The 20,698-nt window shown below is 59.2% G+C and carries 13 protein-coding genes and 1 riboswitch; of the genes, 7 read left to right on the top strand and 6 right to left on the bottom strand.

Annotation, left to right across the window (positions count from 1 at the left end; all coding sequences use genetic code 11):
- Positions 1-47 precede the first annotated feature (47 nt).
- Positions 48-2,825, bottom strand: a complete 2,778-nt coding sequence (locus GXP70_RS21165) for a bifunctional diguanylate cyclase/phosphodiesterase (RefSeq protein WP_162358670.1) — start codon at positions 2,823-2,825, stop codon at positions 48-50.
- A gap of 263 nt (positions 2,826-3,088) precedes the next feature.
- Positions 3,089-3,178: riboswitch (cyclic di-GMP riboswitch) on the bottom strand.
- Between the two features lie 235 nt (positions 3,179-3,413).
- Between GXP70_RS21165 and GXP70_RS21160 the strand changes: the two genes are divergently transcribed.
- The 3 genes from GXP70_RS21160 to GXP70_RS21150 all read left to right on the top strand — a co-directional run bounded on the left by GXP70_RS21160 (position 3,414) and on the right by GXP70_RS21150 (position 8,124).
- Positions 3,414-5,447, top strand: coding sequence for a methyl-accepting chemotaxis protein (locus GXP70_RS21160; RefSeq protein WP_162358669.1), 2,034 nt, complete (start codon positions 3,414-3,416; stop codon positions 5,445-5,447).
- Between the two features lie 295 nt (positions 5,448-5,742).
- Positions 5,743-6,741, top strand: coding sequence for a cell wall hydrolase (locus GXP70_RS21155; RefSeq protein ID WP_162358668.1), 999 nt, complete (start codon positions 5,743-5,745; stop codon positions 6,739-6,741).
- 924 nt (positions 6,742-7,665) lie between these two features.
- Positions 7,666-8,124, top strand: coding sequence for a DinB family protein (locus tag GXP70_RS21150; protein WP_162358667.1), 459 nt, complete (start codon positions 7,666-7,668; stop codon positions 8,122-8,124).
- Between the two features lie 129 nt (positions 8,125-8,253).
- Here the strand turns inward: GXP70_RS21150 and GXP70_RS21145 are convergent, their stop codons facing one another.
- Positions 8,254-10,023 (bottom strand): family 10 glycosylhydrolase, encoded by a 1,770-nt coding sequence (locus GXP70_RS21145; protein ID WP_225442503.1) that lies wholly within the window; start codon positions 10,021-10,023, stop codon positions 8,254-8,256.
- Positions 10,024-10,326: 303 nt separating this feature from the next.
- On the opposite strand from GXP70_RS21145, the gene GXP70_RS21140 reads away from it, so the two are divergent.
- Positions 10,327-12,195: a heparinase II/III domain-containing protein gene (locus GXP70_RS21140; RefSeq protein WP_162358666.1), complete on the top strand. Its 1,869-nt coding sequence runs from the start codon at positions 10,327-10,329 to the stop codon at positions 12,193-12,195.
- Between the two features lie 144 nt (positions 12,196-12,339).
- Positions 12,340-13,098, top strand: a complete 759-nt coding sequence (locus GXP70_RS21135; protein WP_162358665.1) for a sugar phosphate isomerase/epimerase family protein — start codon at positions 12,340-12,342, stop codon at positions 13,096-13,098.
- Positions 13,099-13,361: 263 nt separating this feature from the next.
- Here GXP70_RS21135 and GXP70_RS21130 read toward each other — a convergent pair whose 3' ends face one another.
- Entirely contained in the window at positions 13,362-14,234 is an 873-nt protein-coding gene (locus GXP70_RS21130; RefSeq protein WP_162358664.1) for a helix-turn-helix domain-containing protein, read from the bottom strand.
- A 166-nt stretch (positions 14,235-14,400) separates the two neighbouring features.
- On the opposite strand from GXP70_RS21130, the gene GXP70_RS21125 reads away from it, so the two are divergent.
- Positions 14,401-15,894, top strand: a complete 1,494-nt coding sequence (locus GXP70_RS21125; protein ID WP_225442502.1) for a tagaturonate reductase — start codon at positions 14,401-14,403, stop codon at positions 15,892-15,894.
- A gap of 28 nt (positions 15,895-15,922) precedes the next feature.
- The gene (locus GXP70_RS21120) at positions 15,923-16,936 is read left to right on the top strand and encodes a zinc-binding alcohol dehydrogenase family protein (protein WP_162358663.1); all 1,014 of its coding nucleotides are present in this window, start codon (positions 15,923-15,925) and stop codon (positions 16,934-16,936) included.
- Between the two features lie 696 nt (positions 16,937-17,632).
- Here the strand turns inward: GXP70_RS21120 and GXP70_RS21115 are convergent.
- The 3 genes from GXP70_RS21115 to GXP70_RS21105 all read right to left on the bottom strand — a co-directional run bounded on the left by GXP70_RS21115 (position 17,633) and on the right by GXP70_RS21105 (position 20,650).
- Positions 17,633-18,574, bottom strand: coding sequence for an ABC transporter permease (locus tag GXP70_RS21115; RefSeq protein ID WP_162358662.1), 942 nt, complete (start codon positions 18,572-18,574; stop codon positions 17,633-17,635).
- Entirely contained in the window at positions 18,567-19,487 is a 921-nt protein-coding gene (locus tag GXP70_RS21110; protein ID WP_162358661.1) for an ABC transporter ATP-binding protein, read from the bottom strand. Before GXP70_RS21110 ends, GXP70_RS21115 begins: the two co-directional genes overlap by 8 nt.
- A 284-nt stretch (positions 19,488-19,771) precedes the next feature.
- Entirely contained in the window at positions 19,772-20,650 is an 879-nt protein-coding gene (locus tag GXP70_RS21105) for a LysR family transcriptional regulator (protein WP_162360594.1), read from the bottom strand.
- Between the last annotated feature and the right edge of the window lie 48 nt (positions 20,651-20,698).

The following is a 20,698-nucleotide window of genomic DNA, read 5'->3' as shown; positions in this document are numbered from 1 at the left end:
CGTCCCGCTTGTCATTGATGTGACAGCGGGACGGCCCCTCTTCTCGATTATGCTTGATGATCCAGCGCGAGCGCGTACAGATACGCATGCTCGAACTGCTCGGCCGAGAGCGGCTGGCTGAATAAGCAGCCTTGCACGTTCGTGCAGTTAAGCCGCTCAAGCAGCAGAAACTGTTCCTCCGTCTCGACCCGCTTGGCGATGATCTCGATTGGCAGGCTTCTGCCCATCGCGCTGATCGTTTCCATCGCTGCCTTGATCGGCGGCTTGGAGATCTCGAGCAAGATGGACATATCGATCTTGATCGTACGGATCGGCAGTTCCTGCAGCCGGGTCGGGGAAGCGCTGCCGCCGGTCCCGAAATCGTCGATCGACAAGCAGACCCCCAAATCCTTCAACGCCCCCAGCTTGGCGAACACGGCATCGCTCTCCTCCAGCACGACGCCTTCTTTCGCTTCCAGCGCCAAATACTTCGGCTGCAGGCCGGTTTGCTGCAGAATGCGGCGCAGCATCGGCACGAGCTGCTCCTGATGGAACTGGCGGGCGGAGACGTTCACGAAGATCGGAACGCGGGCAAGCCCGTTCTCATGCCACGCGTGCATCTGTTCGCAAGCGGCGTGGAGGACCCATTCGCCGATCGCGGCCATTTGACCGCTCTCCTCGGCAATCGGAATGAATTCTTCCGGCGGCACGCTGCCAAGCATCGGATCCGACCAGCGAAGGAAAGCTTCGACGCCTGTCATCATCTTCGTGCGGGCATCGAACATCGGCTGGTAGCGGAGCGAGAACCGTCGTTCCCCGATGGCGCGATGCAGCGCCTGTTCGATCGCGGCCTGCCTGGAATGGACCCGGTCCATCCGCCGATCGAAGAAGCGATAGCCGTTCTTCTCCGTTTTCGCGGCGTACATGGCGCAATCGGCGTGTTTCATTAGCGTCTCGGCATTATCTCCGTCGGAAGGGTACAGCGCGATTCCGATGCTGGACGTGACGTAGATGTTCTCGCTGCCGAGAGAGATCGACTCGGTCAAGGCGAGCAGGATGCCGCGCGCCAACGTTTCGGCTTTCGCGGCGTCGCAGCACGGAAGCGTGACGACGAATTCGTCCCCGCTCAGTCTGGATACGGTACCGTCGTTGCCGATGCATACGGACAGCAGGGCGGCAAATCGCTGCAGCAGCAGGTCGCCCATCGGATGGCCCATCGTGTCGTTGATGATTTTGAAGCGGTCGATGTCGAGGAACATGACGGCGAAGCGCTGGCCGTCTTGCCGCGCGTGCCCCAGCGCTTCCTCGATCAGCTTATGGAATAGATTGCGGTTCGGCAGCCCGGTCAATGTATCGTAATACGCCATCTGCTTGATCGCATCCTCGTATTGCTTCTTCTCCGTAATATCCCTGGCGATCGTCTGCACGAAGGGCTTGCCTTCGAACTCGAAGAGAATGGACTTGGCTTCGATATCGATCGGCCTGCCGCAGCGCTTGATCATCTTCAGCTCCATCGCCTCCGGCGCTTGCGCGCCCGCTTGAACGCGTTCCTGCCAGCGCCGCGCTGCCGCACGATAGTCCTCGTGGATCAACGAGATCATCGGATTGCCGACCAGCTCGCTGCTGTCCGCGAAGTCCAGCATCTGCATGACGGAGGCGTTGACGAATGTGATCAGCCCGTCCTGCTGCACGAATATCGCCTCCGGCGAGTACTCGATCAATCTGCGGTAGCGTTCTTCGCTCTCCCGCAGCACGCGCTCCGCGCGTATCCGTTCGGTCAGATCGCGAATATGGACGGCGTAGGCGAACGACCGTTCCTTCTTGATGCGCGTGACCGTCATCTCGATCGGGAGCTCGCTCCCGTCCGCGCGCAGCGCCGTCGCTTCGAGGCGTTCGCCGAGCAGCCATTCGCTGCCGGGCGCCAGCTTCCGCCTATCCTGCTCGTTCGCCCCGCTATCGCGCGGGATTAGCTGATCGATATTTCGCCGGCCGACGACATCGCCGCGCTCGAAGCCGAAGGCGCTTTCCGCCGCCGGGTTGAATTCGATGACCGTTCCGTGCCGATCGAACATGATGAGGCAGCCGATGGCCGAATCCAGAATCGAACCTTTCCATGCGAGCCGTTCCGCCAACCGCTTGTCCCCGGCGAGCGAACCGATCAAGCTGATGCCGAAGATGACGATCGTGCCGAACGCGACGTAGATCGCCAAGTCGAAGTTATCCATATGTATGCCGTTCATCGGCATGCTCATTCCGTCATCGTGCAGCGTCAACGTCGCCGAGGCCATGCCGGAGTAACTCATCCCGGTAAGGACGATGCCCAGGAGTAGACCGTTCATCCAGAAGCTTCTATGCGCATGGAAGAGGAGGTATAACGCCGTGATCGAGGCGATGATCGCAACCATGACCGAGAGCGTGAGGAGGGGAGGACTATAGCGGACGGACACGCCTTGCAAGGCGGACATGCCGATAGCTTGCATCCCGCCGAACGCCAGCCCCATGAAGGCGCCTCCGCCAAGCAGCTTGTACCGCTTGAAGCGCCCGGGGCGGGCGGCCGCGAAGCCGGACAGCGTTCCGATGAAGGACAGCAGAATCGTGAAGAGCACGGTACCGATACTATCGAAATGATATGTCGCGCCTTGAGACAGCCGGAACGCGAGCATAGCGATGAAATGCATGGACCAGATGCCGAGGCTTGTCGCCGCCGCTCCGCCGATCAGCCGGAACTGCTGCTTGCGTCCGTTGGACGGAGGGAAGCGCTTCGCCGAATTCAATGCGGTATAAGAGACGAGCAGCGCAATAAGCAATGACAGACCTGTCAGAAACAAGCTGTAGCCGTATGTCATAAGGGGGATGCCTCCATCGTTTCCACGCTCTCTTCCATTCGTCATCTTGCTGATTGCAGCGATCCGTGCGACGCCGTTTCGTTGGCGTCCCCATCCAGCCGCTCATTCGGATACGTTCTCATCGATGCGCGCGGAAGGATGACCGTGAAGGCGGTATCGCCCGTAACGGCGATCGAAACGTGGCGATTCGTAAGGATGCTGCTGCTTCTGATCGGAAACGACGACAAAGAAACCCATCGATTCCTGATGGATTTCCGAGTATCCTCGGCAGCCTTGCTGCCATCGTATCGCATGGATACCTTAGGCCATGGCTTTGCGCCCCATTGTTTCCAAATGGTTTGCCCTTGTCATAGGTATGAAGTTGCATAGCGCTGGAAAAGATTCCCGTTATTTAATTATATAATGAAAGAAACTAATGTATATAGCGAATAATGTCGAAAAAGAAGAGAGACAGTCGAATTACATAGTTATAGCGTCGCACGGCGTCATACGAAAGTCGGATGGGGCGGGGAGAGAGGAAATTCAGCCGGTATCGCTGATCGGCAAGTCCGCAAGCTTCAAGATCACACACATGGAGGAATCTAGCGCATGCAAACCAAGAACGGACAGGTCAAACGGGCCTCCTGGACAAGCAAGCTGGCGTTGAAGTCGTTTAAAACGAGAATGATCAGCCTTTTCCTGATCATCTCGCTCGTGCCGATGGTGCTCAGCGCCGTCTTCTATCACTACGATTTGAAGCAGATCGTGACCAAGGAAGTGCACACGAAGGAAGAAGCGGTCGTGTTATCCGACGTCAGGGCCATCGATTATTCGATTCAACGCAATATTTCCTTCCTGAGCGAAACGATCGCCTCGAACGAGGAGATCAAGAACCGCAACGTGCCGGCCATTCTGGCGTATTTCAAGAAGCTGGAAGCGGCCGATAAAGAAGTGGAGGAGTATGTGTACGTCGATAAGAACGACATGGCGTATACGACGCAAGGGCTGAAGTTCACTGTGTCCGATCGAGACTACGCGAAGCAGGCGAAAGCGACGAAGAAGCCGGTCGTTTCCGATTTGCTCGTCAGCAAATCGACCGGCAATGACATCATTGTCCTGTTCGTGCCGATTCTGGATGCGCAGCAGAATTACCAGGGCGGATTGTTCTGTACGCTGTCGACGTCGAATTTGGACGTGTTCACGAGTTCGATCCACATCGGCGTATCCGGCTACGGCTACCTGATCTCGCCGACCGGCATGCTGCTGACCCACCCGGACAAGGAGAAGGTCGGCAAGAAAGCAAGCGACGTGCTGCCTGCCAAGGAAGCGGCCAGGCTCACTGACACGGTGCTGAAGCAGCCGAAAGGCAATTTCGAATATACCGACGGGAACGGGGCCGAAAGGGAAATCAGCTTCGATTCCATTCCTTCGACGGGCTGGCGGCTCGTATCGAGCGTCGTCGACACGGAAATGTACGATTCGCTCAAGACGGCGACTAAAGTGTCGACGCTGATGAGCATCATTACGGGCGTCGTCGTGGCGATCATCGCCTTGCTCGTATCGTTGAGCATGACGAGACCGATTCTGCGAATCATGGAAGCCGTCCGCAAGCTGGCGCAGGGCGATCTGACGCCGCGGCTCTCGATCCGCCGCAAGGATGAGCTTGGCCGGTTGTCGGACGATTTGAACCGGATGGTCGATACTTTCGCCCAGATCGTCGGGAAAGCGAGCGCCACGGCCCAGCAGGTTGCCGCCGCTTCGGAGCAGCTGACCGCCACCGCGTACAGCTCGGCGGACATCGCCGACCGGATCGCGGAATCGACCCAAGAGGTGCTCGTCGCCGGCGAGAACCAGCTGCAGGGCGCCGAACAAACGTCGACCGCGATGGGCGAGATGGCGGACGGCGTGCAGCGGATTGCCGAATCCTCGTCGGCCGTGACCGAGGCGACCCAGGATTCGCTGCGGGAAGCGCAGGAAGGCAGTGCGGCCGTTCGCGAGGCCGTCGGACAAATGAAGTCGATTCATCGCTCCGTCGGTAAATCCGCGGAAGATATGAAGGCGCTGGAAGCATTCTCGCAGCAGATCGGCGCCATCGTCATGATCATAGCGGACATCACGAGCCAGACGCAGCTGCTGTCGCTGAACGCTTCGATCGAAGCGGCGCGCGCGGGCGAGCACGGCCGCGGGTTTGCCGTCGTGGCGAACGAGGTGAAGAAGCTGGCGGAGCAGTCGTCGTCCGCGGCCGCGGATATCGGCAGCCTGATTCAGGAAGTGCAGACGGCGACTTCAAGGGCGGCGGAAGCGATGATGCGGGGCGTGCAGGATGTCGATCGCGGCGCGGAGCTGCTCGACTCGGCCGGCGAGGTGTTCGACCGGATCGCGGCGACGTTCCAGGATATCTCGAACCAGATCCAGGAAGTATCCGCCGCCGCGCAGGAGATGTCGGCCGGTACCGAGGAAGTAACGGCGTCCATGAGCGAGATCGTGACGATGACGGAAGGGACGTACCGTCATACGAAGGACATCTCCGACGGATCGCAGCAGCAGCGCCTGGCGATGCAGGAAATCGCGTCCTCGGCGGGGCATTTGAGCGGCATGGCGCAGGAGCTGCAGGAAGCGCTGGCGCGGTTTAAGACCAAGTAAGCATCTCCTTATCGTCAGAAGAGAGGGAGCGGAATTAAGCGAGAACGGCAAGCAGGATACAAGAGAGACGACAATAAGAATTCGGTCATGTCAACCACGCCCGCCAGGACGTGGTTTTCTGTTTTTATCCGAGCTGCTTATGCGATTTATGAGATTTTTTTCATAAATTTGCTAAAGTTTTTATTAATTCTGTGAAAAAGTTAATCCAGTGCGATGTTTCGGCCATGATATAATTCTGCCAGAAGATGAACGTTGGAAGCTTAATCCAACCAACTTGCGCTGCTGGGAGGCATTTATGAACAGAGTCGGCAAGCCGGTGAGAAAGCTGCTTACCGCAATGATAGCAAGTCTGCTGCTGTTGTGCGTTGGACCGCTGTCCAGCGTATTCGCGGCAGAAACGGCGGTTGCGTCCGAAACGACGATCAAAGTGAACGGCGAGAAAGTGAAGCTGGGCGGCGCCGGAGCTTTCCTCTTCCTGGGCAGAGTGTACGTACCCGCCGCACGCGTCGCCGAAGCATTGGGAGCGAGCGCGGACTGGGACAACGATAATGAAGCATTGACGATACATACGGCGCTCGGCGACGATATCATGCTTGGCAACGGCGTGCCGGTCGTATATTTCAACGACAAGCGCTACCGGATGGAAGCGTACCCTTTTCTGAAGAACGGCAGGCTCGTCATGCCGCTGCGTCAGCTGACGGAATTGCTCCATGCCGATATGAATGCGGGCGCATCGGGCAACACGATCAATCTAACGGCGATCAAGCCTGCGATCGTGACGAAGGATTACGGCTTAGACGAGATCAGCGCGGAGTACAGCATCGTCAAGGCGAAGCTGCTGCAACGGAACGGACTCGGCAGCGCAGCCGACGTCAAGCCGGGCATGAAGCTGAAGGTGACGATCCCGTCGTTCTTCGCGCAAGCGGCCAAACCGTACACGGAAGCCGATTATATGCTGCTGGCCAAGATTACGATGGTCGAATCCGGCTATGAATCGTATGCGGGCCAGTTGGCGCTGGCGAACGTCATTCTGAACCGGGTGAAGGATCCGCGCTTTCCGGATACGATTCGCGACGTGATTTATTCCGGCAGCCAATTCCCGCCGGCCCACAACGGGCTCTTGGACAAGAGCAAGCCGAACGCAACGGCGCTGCGCGCGGCCAAGGACGCCTTGAACGGAAGGAACAACATTCGGAATGCCGTATACTTCTTCAATCCCGAGGTTTCCACCGGGGCGTTCTGGACCAGCAAGGACGTCGTCGCGACGATCGGCCATCATCGTTTCGTAAGGTAAGCACGCCGAATATAAGAAGCAATCCGATTGCAAGAGAACCCCGACGATCGATTCGTCGGGGTTCTTCGCTTGCAGGAAACTCCGCTGCTTGTATAGGGCCACTAGCAGCCTCTCGGCAGCTTGAGCCCTGGAGCACGGACAGTTCCGGCAGCCGCTTTGCCGGAGTGGGCTGGATTCGAGTGGGCCTGGCTAGACCAAGCCACGCCAGGCTAGGCTATACCAAGCCAGACCATCCACCCCCAAACTGCCAAACCGCCAAACCGCCCAAACCGCCGCACCGCCCAAACCGCCCCAACCGTCGCAACCGCCGCAACCGCCGCAACCGTCCAAACCACCCCAACCGCCCAAACCGCCGAAACTGCCAAACCACCCAGACCACCCAGACCACCCAGACCACCCAGACCACCCAGACCACCCAGACCACCCAGACCACCCAGACCACCCAGACCACCCAGACCACCCAGACCACCCAGACCACCCAAACCGTTGCAGCCCAGCCTGGTTGGTCGTAGTACGTTCCGTCAAAGCAAGGAAGCGGACAGGAGATACGTTATTCACTTCAATATCACGTCTTTTCGTGTGTTGGCGGACAGGAGATCCGTTAACTGGGCCGATTGGTATGTTTTCGATGTCATTCGGAGACATTAACGGATCCTGTGTCCGTGCGCTATCCCAAAAGCCCAATTTTGGCAAAATAACGGAACCTCTGTCCGCTTAGACCGGTGGACGGCGACTCTTTCTATACATACGGCGTCATACATACTAGGGCAGTCACGAGAACCCCGTCGATTCGTCGGGGTTCTCCTGCCGTTGGCAGTCCGGCAGGGACTGCGTCGCTTGAAGGTGAAATGAATCGGCCTGTCCGGTATAATAAGGATGCTGCCGTTGGCGGCAATTCCCGGCAACCATTAAGGAGCGAGTGTAATGACGACGATCGACGGATTTATAAGCGATTGGTTAAGCCATCGCAAAGTACTGCATCAGATGCTGGAAGAGGTTAAGACCGAGCAGCTTGACATGAAGCCATGGGAGAAAGGGATGACGCTGTCCGGGCTGGTCCTGCATATTACCGGCGCCATGAGCATGTTCGCGAACACGCTCAAGAACGGCGAGTATACGCCATCCGCTCCGCCCCAAGCATTCGTGACGATCGAGGAGCTGCGCGCCAATGTCGCCGCGGATACGGAAGCAACCGAAGCGGTCCTGAGATCGATTGCGCCGGAGAAGCTGGAGCAGACGATCGAGGTTTTCGGGCGTTCCATGACGGGCAGCGAACTGCTCCAGAGCGCCAAAGACCATGAGATTCACCATAAGGGGCAAATGTTCATCTACTTGCGCCTGGCCGGCATCGAGAAGCTGCCGTTCTTCATTTATCGCGGCTAGTTCGGCTCGTCCGAAGCTTGCACAGGGAACAGATTTGCCGCAGACACCTGCACTGTAAACATAATAAAACCGCCGGACGCGTCATGATGGTCATGACGTCCGGCGGTTTTTGTTTGCGACGTTAGCGGGTTAGCCGCCCGTGACGTAATACGCACGGAGCGCATCCATGATGCCGAGCGGATTGCCGCGCAGATCCTTGGCGCTGAAGAAGATGTCGCCGTCCACTTCAGTATTCGTCTTGCCGTACTTCAGCTGGTTAATGATTTCGCTCGACGACTGCCAGCCGGCCTCCGCCGTGCCGAGCTTATACGGGGAGTGGCCGATATAGAGATCGACGCCCGTGCCTTTCACTTCGTTCGCCCACCAGTCTACGAGCTTGCCGTATGGCGCTGCTGAGTTGACGAAGCTCCAATAGATTTGCGGCGCGACATAATCGACCCAGTGCTGGCGGATCCAGATCCGAACGTCCGCGTACATATTATCGTAATCGGTGACGCCGGCCAGCGTATCCGATCCGGTCGGATCGACGGCTTTGTTCCGCCACACGCCGAACGGGCTGACGCCGAACCGGACGCTCGGCTTGAGCGCGTGGATCGATTCGCCGAGGTCGCTGATGAACGCGTTGATATTGCCTCGCCGCCAATCGCCCAGAGACAGGTTGAACGGATTATTGGCTATATAGGCAAGGGAGTCCGGGAAATCGCCGCTCGACGGATAGAAATAATCGTCCAGATGAACCCCGTCGATGTCATAGCCGCTGACGACTTCCATGATCGTATCGATAATTTGCTGCCGCGCTTCCGGGATGCCCGGGTTCAGATACGGTTTGCCGCCCGAGTAGACGATCCAATCGGGATGCTGGAGGATGACGTGGCTCGGTGCAAGCCCATCCGTCTTGGCGTCGACGCTGGCCCGGAACGGATTGAACCAGGCGTGGAACGCCATTCCACGCTTATGCGTCTCGTCCACCATGAAAGCAAGCGGATCGTAGGTTGGGGCTTTGCCCTGCTGGCCGGTCAGTACTTTGGACCATGGCGCGATCGTCGAAGGATAGAGCGCATCCCCGGCAGGCCTTACCTGCACGAATACGGCATTCAGTCCCATGCGTTGCAATTCGTCCAGCAGCTGCGTAAACTCCGCTTTCTGCTTCGCTTCATTGCCGGCCGATTGCACGCTTGGCCAATCCAGGTTGTAGACCGTCGAGATCCAGGCGCCGCGCAGCGAGTTCGCGTTGGTGCCGGTGCCAGTACCGGTGCCGTTGCCGGTACCCGTCCCCGTCCCGGTACCCGTGCCAGCACCCGTCCCGTTACCAGTGCCGTTACCAGTGCCGTTACCAGCACCACTGCCGGTACCCGTGCCGTTACCAGTGCCGTTACCAGCACCACTGCCGGTACCCGTGCCAACGCCAGTACCGTTGCCGGTATCGTAGAGGTTAATAGACTTGCTTGTTTGATCCCAGATGACCGTAAGCCCAAGCGATTCGCCTACGAAACGCAGCGGCACCATCGCTCTTCCAGCTACAAGCTGCACGCTTTCGTCAAGCTTGACCTTCTGCCCGTTGACGAGCGCGACGTTCTGTCCGCTCTGCAGGTTGAGCAGCGTGTCCGAGCGCTGAATGATCACGGAGCGCGTCGAAGGGAGCCACTGCACGTCGGCCCCAAGCCCTTCGCTGATCACGCGAAGCGGGACCATCGTGATATTCGCTTTCGGGATAATATAAGGATTGACGTCGGTTGGCAGCGGCGTATCTTCCAGATAGATCGCGATGGAGCCGGCGGAGGAGGCCGGCTTGGCAGCGGCGAGCGCATGCTGCGGCAGAACGCCGGCGGCAATCGTAAGCAAAGCGAGCAGAAGACGGCAGGCACGTAATGTTTTCGCGAATCGGTGATAGAAAGGCAAGTTCGTCGTTCCTCCTAAAGGTTGGTATACATGTAGACGCGGAGGATAGGGGTTAGGTTGCGTTAGCAGGAAGGTTTTGCCTACGAAACTTGGATACGGTGCCTCAGAATGGACACAGTTGGCGGCAGCGGGGTCAATCGGGCAGGCGGAAGAAAGAATTGCATGAATGGCGGCGAAACCATAAAATGAACATGGAAGCTGAAAGGCGCGGCTTACGGCTTATTCTCGAACGAAATGGAAACGCTTTACCGTCAGTGGGTGCCCGCGGATTCATAGTCATATCGCTGGAGAGGGGAGAACGCAATGAATCAGTCGTTTATTCGCGCAAGTCTGGAGCAAGGCGCGCCGTCCGGCGCAGCGCTCCTGTTCCCGTCGGGAGGACAGGCGGCGTTCTGGAGAAGGGTCGGCACAGCGGACGACTATGCGGCCATGGTCGCGGAGATCAAGTCGGAGGGGAGCAGGCTGCTCGAGGAACCGATTCCCGAGCTTCGTTATTCGCTGTTCAAGCTGTTCGAGACGACGGGCAATCGGCTTGCCTACGAGAGGCTCTATTTCGAGAAGCGGAGAAGACTGAACACGATGACGTTTCTCGCCTTGCTGGAACCGGACGATGAACGGTACCGGGAGGCGCTGCATGATGCGATCTGGTCGATTTGCAACGAATATACATGGTGTTTGCCGGCGCATCTGCGAGGTTCGACGGAGACGGACGGCGAGCAGGCGTTCGCGGTCGATTCGCCGGAATGGAGCAGGCGGGAGCGCGGCACGTCGATCGATCTGTTCTCTGCGGAGACGGGCTTTGCGCTAGCGGAGATTCTATGCCTACTGGGCAGCGAGCTTCCTCCGCTCCTGCGAAGCAGAATGACGGAAGAAATCGTTCAGCGGCTGTTCAAGCCGTACTTGCGGCAAGGACCTTTCGGCTGGGAAACGGTCGATAACAATTGGGCCGCGGTATGCGCGGGATCCGTGGCGTCGGCGGCGCTTCTGCTGCTGGACGATTCGCGGCGGCTTGCGGAAATCGTGGAGAAAGCGCTCGTTACGATGGAGCATTATTTGTCGGGCTTCGGCGACGACGGCGCCTGTCTGGAAGGAATCGGCTACTGGAACTACGGCTTCGGCTATTTTGTTTATTTTGCGGATTTGCTGGAGCGGCGGACGCGCGGCCGGCTCGATTTGTTCCGAACGGACGACGCGCGCGGGGGAAAAATTCGTCAAATCGCCCTGTTTCAGCAAAAAGCCTACCTTGACGGCGATACGACGGTCAATTTCTCCGATTCCGCCCAGCATTACCCGGTGCAAATCGGTCTGTCGCATTACTTGGCCGCCCGGTATCCGGAGACGGCGCCGCCGCCGAACGCCATGCGGGCGCCGTACACGGACGATCATTGCAGCCGCTGGGCGCACGCGTTCCGCAACCTGCTCTGGTTCGATCCGCAGAAGAACGGCGGCAGCTGGGCGGACGGCGATTATTACTTGCCTCATGCCCAGTGGCTCGTATCGCGCTGCACGACGGCGGCCGGTCGCTTCGGTTTCGCCGCCAAGGCCGGGCATAACGGCGAGCCGCATAATCATAACGACATCGGCCAATTCATCCTGACCGGCGACGGGAAGGTATTCCTGAGCGACCTCGGAAGCGGGGAGTACACGGCCGATTACTTCGGGCCCGGCCGGTACGGCTTCGACTGCAACGGCTCGCAGGGACATTCCGTCCCGATCGTGGACGGAGCGCATCAGAGCGCCGGTACGTCGCATGCCGCCCGCGAAGTGACGGCGTCGACAGGCGAACGGGAAGACGGGCTGCGCTTCGAGATGGCGGACGCGTATGACCTGCCGTACCTGGCATCGCTGGAGCGTCAATTGGTCTGGCGGAAGCTGGATACGCCCGTCCTCGAGCTTGAAGATGCCTATCGGTTCACGTCGATGCCCACTTCGATCGTGGAGCGGATCGTTTCCCGCATCAAGCCGGCCGTCGAAGCGAACGTCGTTACCCTGCAGAGCGAAGCCGGGCTCCGGCTTGCGATCGCCTACGATGCGCAAGCGCTGCGCCCGAACGTGCAATGCCGCACGATGAATGATCATTATGGGGCGGAGACCGACTGGTACGCGATCGATTTCGCCGTGCTGGAGCCGCGGTTGGACACGCGGGTCCGATTGACGTTTCGGTTCGAATGAAGACATTGACGAACGCGAGACACCGCAGCGCGACGGATACATGCGGACGGAATCCAGCAATAACAGCGTTTTCATAGACAGCGTTCGAACGAGAAACGTATAATGGACAAGTAGAAGCATGATCCAAAGGAGGATGCGTTTTCCATGATTTTAGGCGCGCAATTGTATACGGTGAGAACGTTTACGCAAACGGAAACGGATTTGAGGAGAAGCTTGCGGAAGATCGCGGAGATGGGATATACGACGGTTCAAGTGTCGGGAACGGGCCGAGTCGACCCGGAAACGCTGAAAGCGATGTGCGACGAGCTGTCGCTTCGGATCGTGTTGACGCATGTCAGCCCCGATCGGCTGATCAATGAGACGGAGGCGGTCATTCGGGAGCACGAGGTGCTCGATTGCCCGTATATCGGCATCGGCGGTCTGCCGGACAAGTACCGGACGAACGACTGGTACAGCCATTTCGCGGACGATTTCCGCGACGCGGCCAGACAGATCGCGGCTGTCGGCAAGCTGTTCATGTACCATAATCATAATTTCGAATTCGAGAAAATCGGCGGCAAGCGGATGATCGAACGGCTTGTCGAAGACTTCTCGCCGGAAGAAATGGGCATTACGCTCGATACGTACTGGGTGCAGGCTGCCGGCGCGGACGTGTGCGAATGGATCGGCATCCTGAAGGATCGCCTCCATTGCGTCCATCTGAAGGACATGGACGTTCGCGGCATGACGCCGGTCATAGCCCCGGTCATGGAAGGCAACATGAACTTCAAGGCGATCATGAAGGCGCTGGAGCAAGCCGGAACGGTCAAATACTTGCTCGTGGAGCAGGATACATGCGAAGGCAGCCCGTTCGACTGCCTGCAGACAAGCTACAATAACCTGGCTGCGCTCGGCTATCGCTGATTTGATGAGCCAATCTTCCGCTTGCGCGGAAGATTGGCTCTTTGCATCTCGTGCGCGGCGCGAGGATGGCAGGGATGGCCGGCCGGCGGGCTGCGCTGCCATAGCGGCTGCACCGCGCAATCGGCCCGGCCGCGAGCGCAGACCAGTCCGGGCAAGCGGAGGCGGCTAGCCCAGGCCGGCGGCCGCGGCCGCGTCTCGTGGATGGCTTGCGCGAGCTGGCGCTGCCCAGTCCAGGCCGGCGGTCGCGGCCGTAATGGCCCGCCTCACCGGCTCTTCCGCCCTCCGCGCCTGTAGGCCGACGGCGTCATGCCGGTTACCTGCTTGAATTTCTTATAGAAATACGATTCGCTGTCGAATCCGCACAATGTACAGATGGAGCCGATGCCGTCGTCCGTCTGCAGCAGCAGCTCCTTGGAGCGCATGATCCGTTTGACGACGACATAGTCGGTCACGTTCATGCCCGTCAACTGCTTGAAGACGCGGGAGAAATGAGACGGCGTGACGGCCGCCATCCCGGACAGATCGGCCAGCTTCAAGCCGGCGGCGCCGGGATTGGCGTCGATGTGCGACAGCGTCCGGCGCATCCAGGCCGGTTCCGCGCCGGGCCCGTCATCCGCGGCCGATACCGGAACGGCCATCCGGTTCAGCGCAAGCAGCAGCTCGTGGATGCGGATCAGAATCGCGACCCGATAGTTCGGCTGCCGCGCCGTTTGCTCGCGTTTGATTTCGCGGAGGCAGGCCTCGATGGCCGACCGTTCGGCGGCGGACGTTTCCAGCTTGTACTGCTTTCGTTTGCGCGCCTGCTCGAAGCAGCGCAGCAGCGAATAGGATTCGCCCAGATCCATCGGTTGAATCAGGGACGGCGCGAAGAAAAGCGCGCTTGACGTCACGGGCGACTGTTCGTCCGGGAAGGCGCGGTGCACCGTATTGCCGGGGACCAGGAACACGTCGCCCGGCTGCATGTCGTAGAAGGCATGATTGATGAACAGCGTGCCTTTGCCCGAGTAGACGTAGATGAGCTCATGCCAGTCATGCAGATGGTCGGGCAGCTCGCGCTGCGGCGATTTGGTGTCTTGATAGACGAGGTTGAACGGGAACTGCTCGCGGTCTTCGAACGGTTTATGAACGGCCTGCATGGGTCGGACCTCCTCGCCTCCCAGCTGATACTTGCATCCTATACTCGCATGATAGCAAAATCGAGCAGAAATAGACATCGTTCAGACGATATATAGCGTAATTATGATGAGGTAGAATAGTTCGTAAGCGAAAACATATCATCCGGATCCAAAAGGGGGCATTACCATGTCGGGCAATTCGGGCAAACTGAGCGCCGCATCGCTGACCGGCGACGAGCGGCAAGCTTATGAGCGGATGAGCGGCAGCGCCGTGAACGTGCTGCAAATCGGCGAAGGCAATTTCTTGCGCGGCTTCGCCGATTGGATGATTCATAGCTGCAGGAAGCAGGGGCTGTTCGCGGGGAGCGTCGCCGTGACGCAGCCAAGGCCGGCCGGCAAGCGGAAAATCGCGCAATTGGCGGAGCAGGACGGACTCTATACGCTGGTCGTCCGTGGTCTGGAGAACGGCGAGCGGGTGGAGCGGCGCGAAATGATCGGCGTGTTCTCGCAAGTTTTCGATCCGTACGAAGAATGGGAACGTTTCCTCGCGCTGGCGGACAATCCCGACTTGCGGCTCGTCATCTCCAACACGACGGAGGCGGGGCTGACCTATAAGGCGGAGCCGCTGCAGGAAGGGGAGCCGACGCAGTCGTTTCCCGGCAAAATCGCCCGCCTGCTCTACCGCCGCTATGAAGCGTTCGGCGGCGCGCCGGACAAAGGGCTGGTTGTCCTGCCCTGCGAGCTGCTGGAACGCAACGGCGATACGCTTCGCGACTGCGTGCTGCGGTATGCGGCGGACTGGCGCTTTCCCGAGGCGTTCCTGGACTGGGTGCGGGCGCATAACCGGTTCCTGAACTCGCTGGTCGACCGGATCGTGACCGGCTATCCGGACGAGGCGCAGGCGGAAGCGTGGTTCGCCGAGTGGGGATACCGCGACGACATGCTGACGGCCTGCGAGCCGTATCATCTATGGGCGATCGAGGCCGAGCCGGAGCTGGAGAGCCTGCTTCCGCTGCGCGCGGCCGGCCTGAACGCGCACTGGGTGGACGATCTGACGCCGTTCCAGCTGCGCAAGGTGCGGATCTTGAACGGCGCCCATACGCTGATGACGCCGCTCGGCCTGCTGCATGGCGTGGAGCATGTCCGCGAGCTGATGGAGCATCGGGAATGGAGCGCCTTCGTCAGGCGCACGGTAGAGGAAGAGATCATCCCTTCGCTGCCGTATCCCGAACCGGACATGCTGGCTTATGCGGGAGAGGTGTTCGAGCGCTACTTGAACCCGTTCATCCGCCACCGGCTCCACGATATCGCCATGAACAGCCTCAGCAAAGCGCGGGCTAGGCTGCTGCCGACGATGGCGCATTACGCCGGGCGCGGGGAATGCGTCCCGGACGGACTGACGCGGGGATTCGCCGGACTGCTCCGCTATTACCGGGCGGAAGAACGGGAAGGGAGATTCGTCGGCCGGACATTGTCCGGCGAGAGCTACGAGCTGCGGGACGATTCGGCGCTGCTCGCCCGCATCGCGCATGCGTGGCGCGATGCGCGTTCGCCGGAAGCGGCGATCGCGGCGCTGCTTGCGGATGCTTCGCTGTGGGGACAGGACTTGTCGGTCTGGCCGGGATTCACGGAACGGATCATTCGATGCTGGAACGCAACGGAGCAGGGCGGGAATGAGTGAAGGAATGGATAAGTGAAAGGAGATTCGCATGAAAGCGATCATTTGTCAGCAAATCGGGCGGTTCGAGCACATCGAGCTGGAGGAGCCCGTCTATACGGAAGGCGAAGCGATCGTCCGCGTGCAGCGGATCGGCATCTGCGGTACCGACCTGCACGCTTTCAAGGGCAATCAGCCGTTCTTCACGTATCCGCGCATACTCGGCCACGAGCTGTCCGGCATCATCGAGCGCATCGGCGACAACGACGCCGGCCTGCAAGCCGGCGATCAGGTGAGCATTATTCCTTATCTGCACTGCGGGCACTGCATTGCATGCCGTAAAGGCAAAACGAATTGCTGCGCCTCCATGCGGGTGCTCGGCGTTCATGCGGACGGCGGCATGCGCGAGCGGATTTCCGTGCCGGTCACGCATCTGCTCGGCACGAACGGCTTGACGCCGGAGCAGGCGGCCGTCGTCGAGCCGCTTAGCATCGGCGCGCATGCCGTCAGGCGCTCGGGACTCGCGGCAGGAGACACGGCGCTCGTCATCGGGGCGGGACCGATCGGCCTCGGCGTCATGACGTTCGCCAAGCTGGCCGGCGCGGCCGTCATCGCGATGGATATCAACGACGACCGGCTCGCGTTCTGCAAGTCGTGGGCGGACGCCGATCAGACGGTGAACGCGCTGCAGGATCCCGTTGCGCAGGTGCGGGCAATCACGAACGGGGAGTTCCCGGCCGTTGTCTTCGATGCGACAGGCAACGCCAAATCGATGTCGGAAGCCGTCCGGTTTGCGGCGCATGGCGGCACGCTGGTCTACGTCGGACTCGTGAAGGGAGACGTCGCGTTCGACGACGCCGAATTCCATAAGCGCGAGACGACGCTGATGGGCAGCCGGAACGCGACGAAGGAAGACTTCGAGCATGTGCTGGCGGCGCTCCGGGACGGCAAAATCGACGTCGAGCGCTACGTGACGCATCGCGCTTCCTTCGACGAGATGATCGAGCGGTTCGAGGGATGGCTGAATCCGGACTCCAACGTCATAAAGGCGATGGTCGAGCTGTAAGCGGCCGGCGGAGACGGCAATTACCTATCTACCTACGTATCTATCTACCAATCTACCAATTTACTTTTCCGGACCCGCAATCGCCTCCCTGCTCGAAGACGAGAGTAGAAGATTGTCCGCATACGAAAACGTGCCGAGAAGTCCAAGGGACTTCTCGGCACGCTGAGGCAGCCGTTCCGGCTGCCTCGGATTGTTGAGAACTATACGCTGCTTCGAGCAGGCTCGCGGCAAAACGCGCCCTGGAGCACGAACGGATCCTGTTGCCGCTTCGCTAGCGTGGCATGAACTGCTGGTACCGTTTCGAACCAAACGGCTTCATGGCGGGCGGTTCGCGGTGCGTCCGTCGATACAAGGAAGCGGACCGTCGTTGACAGGAGATCCGTTATTCGCTTCTATATCACGTGTTTTCGTGTGCTGGCGGACAAGAAATCCGTTATATCGGCTGATTAGCCTGTTTTCGATGTTATTCGGGGACATTAACGCATCCTGTGTCCGTACACTACCCCAAAAGCTCGAATTCCCCCAAATAACGGAAGCTCTGTCCGCGAGTCTTCGCGGTGGATCCTTTCCTTTCCGTACATACGACATATGTAGCGTCGAACGTTCTCGACAGCCTGAGGCAGCCGGTCCGGCTGCCTTTTGTGTACCCCATGCATTCGGCTTATGCCTATTGGCGATGCACAGGCTTAGCTTAGCTTAGCCTGCCACGTCGCGCTTCGTGAACAGCAGCCAGGCGATGAACTGGAACACGACATAATAGGCGACAAGCATCAGGATGGAGAAGGACATCGTCATCTCCGGCCGGAGCGGCGAGGAGCCTTCCATATACTGCGTCAGATCGACGTTGGAGAAGAGCAAATATTTCACCCAATCGTATTCGTGGAAGAACCCCGACAGCGAATTGCCGAGCAGCATGAACAGCAGCGAGAAGGCGATCGCCATCGAGGAGCTGCGGAATGCCGACGAAATCATGAACGCCATCGTGACATACATCAGCAGCGAGACGACGGCGTAGCCGTACTTCTCAAGCGCGTTCACGATCATCGAGCCTTCGTGGATGACGCCGTTCGTCATCGTGACATTCGGCTGGCTCAGACCGGAGAAGCCCTCCAGAATACCGCCGGCCGCGAAGGCGGCGGCGAAAGCGATCAAGAGCAGCAGCAAGGCGAAGCCCATGACGGAGATATACTTGCTGAGCATGATTTTCGACCGTGAAGCGGGACCGACGAGCAGCAGCTTGATCGTGCCCCAGGAGAACTCGGCGGCGATCATGTCCGCGGCGATGATGACCGTCAGCAGCGTCACGAGGATGATGAGCGACGCCGATGTATTGACGTAGCTCCACAAGGACAGCTCGTTCGGATTGATGTCATGCGCGATATAATAGTCGTTCAGCTTGATCGCGTTCTCGAACCGTTCCTTCTCGTCGGGATGCTGCTGTATATTTTGCTGCAAGCTGGCGTTCTGCTCCGTCAGCTGCTGCTGCCAGCCGGTATGATCTCTGCCGCTTGCATCCCATACCATAGCCCAGCTCATGAGCCCGATGGCGAGGATCAGAATGCCGATCATGATCCATGTACGGGGGCGGCGGTAAATCTTCATGTTCTCGTTGCGAATCAGCTTCGATAGGCTAGACAATCATCTCACCTCCGGTCATTTCGAGGAATTGTTCTTCAAGCGATTTCTGTACGGCATGGATGCCGTGCACGTCGATTTCCGCGCTGACGAGCAGTCGCGTAATGTGCGGAATGACGGATTTGTCGGCCGCCAGCTCGAGCAGGTTGCCCGATACGGTCAGCAGCGCCGGATCGAAAGCCGTGGCGAGCAGGCTGCGGGCGGCTGCCGAATCGCCGGTTTCGATGACGATCTTGGACTGCGCGCCATCGCGGATTTGCTGAATCGAGCGCACGTCGACGAGCTTGCCGGCCTGGATGATGGCCACCCGGTCGCACATCAGCTCCATCTCGGACAGCAGGTGGGAGGAGACGATGACGGAGATGCCTTCTTCCTTGGTCAATTTACGCAAGTAATCCCGGAGTTCGCGGATACCGGCGGGATCGAGGCCGTTCGTCGGCTCGTCGAGGATGAGCAGGGACGGGCGGTGCAGGATCGCCTGGGCGACGCCCAGCCGCTGGCGCATGCCGAGCGAATAGCGTTTGACCTTCTCGTGGATCCGGTTCTGCAGTCCGAGCAATTGGACGACTTCGTTGATTCGCGCTTTCGTAACGCCTTCGTGCCGGCGCGCGAAGTGGACCAGGTTCTGATAACCGGTCAGAAATTTATACATTTCGGGATTTTCGACGATCGCCCCGACATGGGTCATCGCCAGCTCGAAATGGCTGCGGACGGATACGCCCTTGATGAGCGCTTCCCCTTTGGACATCGAGATCAGGCCGACGATCATGCGGATGGTCGTCGTTTTGCCCGCGCCGTTCGGTCCGAGGAAGCCGAACACCTCTCCGGCGGGAATATCGAACGTAAGATTGTCGACAATGCGGCGCAAACCGATCGTTTTGGTTAGATTGCGCAGCTGCAATACTGGTTCTGACATGGTTAAACCTCCTGGAATCGTTCTTCTCTTGTTGAACTATATCGGAAGACGGCCCATGGAAAAACCGTCCTGCGGTGTGGAGCTCCCCCGGCTTTGGTCGGGGACGGGGAGTCGGGAGGCCCGGGAACGAAGGGGGCGGATGTCCATGCCGACGCACTGCGAGCGCGTTACGAACATGCTGCGAACACGGAACGCGCAGCGAATGCGCAGCCCAATAAGCGGGTAGAACAAATAGGGCCCTCATCCTGCTTGGATGACGGGCCCTTAAATTACGGCATTCATAATTATTTCACCAACTCGATAAATTTGCTCGCCGCGCTGGAGAGCGGCATGTTGCGCATCGTCATGAAGCCGACCTGCGACGGCGGCATCTTGACGTTCAGCTTGATTTCGAAGAGCGAGCCCGCTTCCAGCTCCCTGGCGACGAATTCGCGGGTCACGTAGGAGATGCCGAGCCCTTTGCGCGCGAACTCGATGAGCAGGTCGACGCTGCCGACTTCGATTTCGGGCTTGATTTCGTGCCCGTAGCTTTGGAACAGCTCCGTAATGGCCATCCGCACCCGGCTGTTGCGCGAGAAGAGGATGATCGGGTATTGAAGCAGCTGCTCGAAGGACAGGATCATGCCCTGCAGCTCCGCATAACGCTCGCCCGCCACGAAGCAGTCCTGCAGCTGAATCCCCCGCATCACTTCGAGCTGATCGTCGACGACCGGCATCCTCACGACGCCGACGTCGATCCGGCCTTCCTTCAGGAACGCGATCGTCTCCGGCGTCGTGCCGTGGTTCAGATGCAGCTTAATGCCCGGGTAACGCTGATGGTAGTCCTCGAGATACGGGAGCAGGTAATGCTTGAACAGCGAGTCGCTGCCGCCGATCCGCAGCTCGCCGCTGCCGAGGTTCTTGAGCGCGGCCATCTTCTCCTCCGCCACCGAAATGAGGATCTGGGACTGCTCGATATACGAATAAAGCACGGCCCCTTCCTGCGTCAACGATACGCCCTTCGACGTCCGGTAGAACAAGGTGAGGCCGAAGCTGTCCTCCAGCTGCTTGATCGCATGGCTGACGCTCGGCTGCGTCAGATAGAGCGCCTTGGCGGCCTGGGTCAGGCTGCCCGTCTTCGCCGCCCAGTAGAACACTTTGTAAAGCTCGTAATTGTTGGTCATAGACATGGTCTATAGCTCCTGTGAAATATATGTATTACTTGTATGGAT

The sequence above is a fragment of the Paenibacillus lycopersici genome (genome assembly GCF_010119935.1).
GTDB lineage: Bacteria > Bacillota > Bacilli > Paenibacillales > Paenibacillaceae > Paenibacillus_Z > Paenibacillus_Z lycopersici.
This window is presented reverse-complemented; position numbering and strand designations above follow the sequence as displayed.

Coding starts and splice junctions, on each gene's coding strand:
- GXP70_RS21160 (WP_162358669.1), top strand. CDS start 3,414: ATGCAAACCAAGAACGGACAGGTCAAACGGGCCTCCTGGACAAGCAAG.
- GXP70_RS21125 (WP_225442502.1), top strand. CDS start 14,401: ATGTCGGGCAATTCGGGCAAACTGAGCGCCGCATCGCTGACCGGCGAC.
- GXP70_RS21140 (WP_162358666.1), top strand. CDS start 10,327: ATGAATCAGTCGTTTATTCGCGCAAGTCTGGAGCAAGGCGCGCCGTCC.
- GXP70_RS21110 (WP_162358661.1), bottom strand. CDS start 19,487: ATGTCAGAACCAGTATTGCAGCTGCGCAATCTAACCAAAACGATCGGT.
- GXP70_RS21165 (WP_162358670.1), bottom strand. CDS start 2,825: ATGACATACGGCTACAGCTTGTTTCTGACAGGTCTGTCATTGCTTATT.
- GXP70_RS21135 (WP_162358665.1), top strand. CDS start 12,340: ATGATTTTAGGCGCGCAATTGTATACGGTGAGAACGTTTACGCAAACG.
- GXP70_RS21120 (WP_162358663.1), top strand. CDS start 15,923: ATGAAAGCGATCATTTGTCAGCAAATCGGGCGGTTCGAGCACATCGAG.
- GXP70_RS21105 (WP_162360594.1), bottom strand. CDS start 20,650: ATGACCAACAATTACGAGCTTTACAAAGTGTTCTACTGGGCGGCGAAG.
- GXP70_RS21155 (WP_162358668.1), top strand. CDS start 5,743: ATGAACAGAGTCGGCAAGCCGGTGAGAAAGCTGCTTACCGCAATGATA.
- GXP70_RS21150 (WP_162358667.1), top strand. CDS start 7,666: ATGACGACGATCGACGGATTTATAAGCGATTGGTTAAGCCATCGCAAA.
- GXP70_RS21130 (WP_162358664.1), bottom strand. CDS start 14,234: ATGCAGGCCGTTCATAAACCGTTCGAAGACCGCGAGCAGTTCCCGTTC.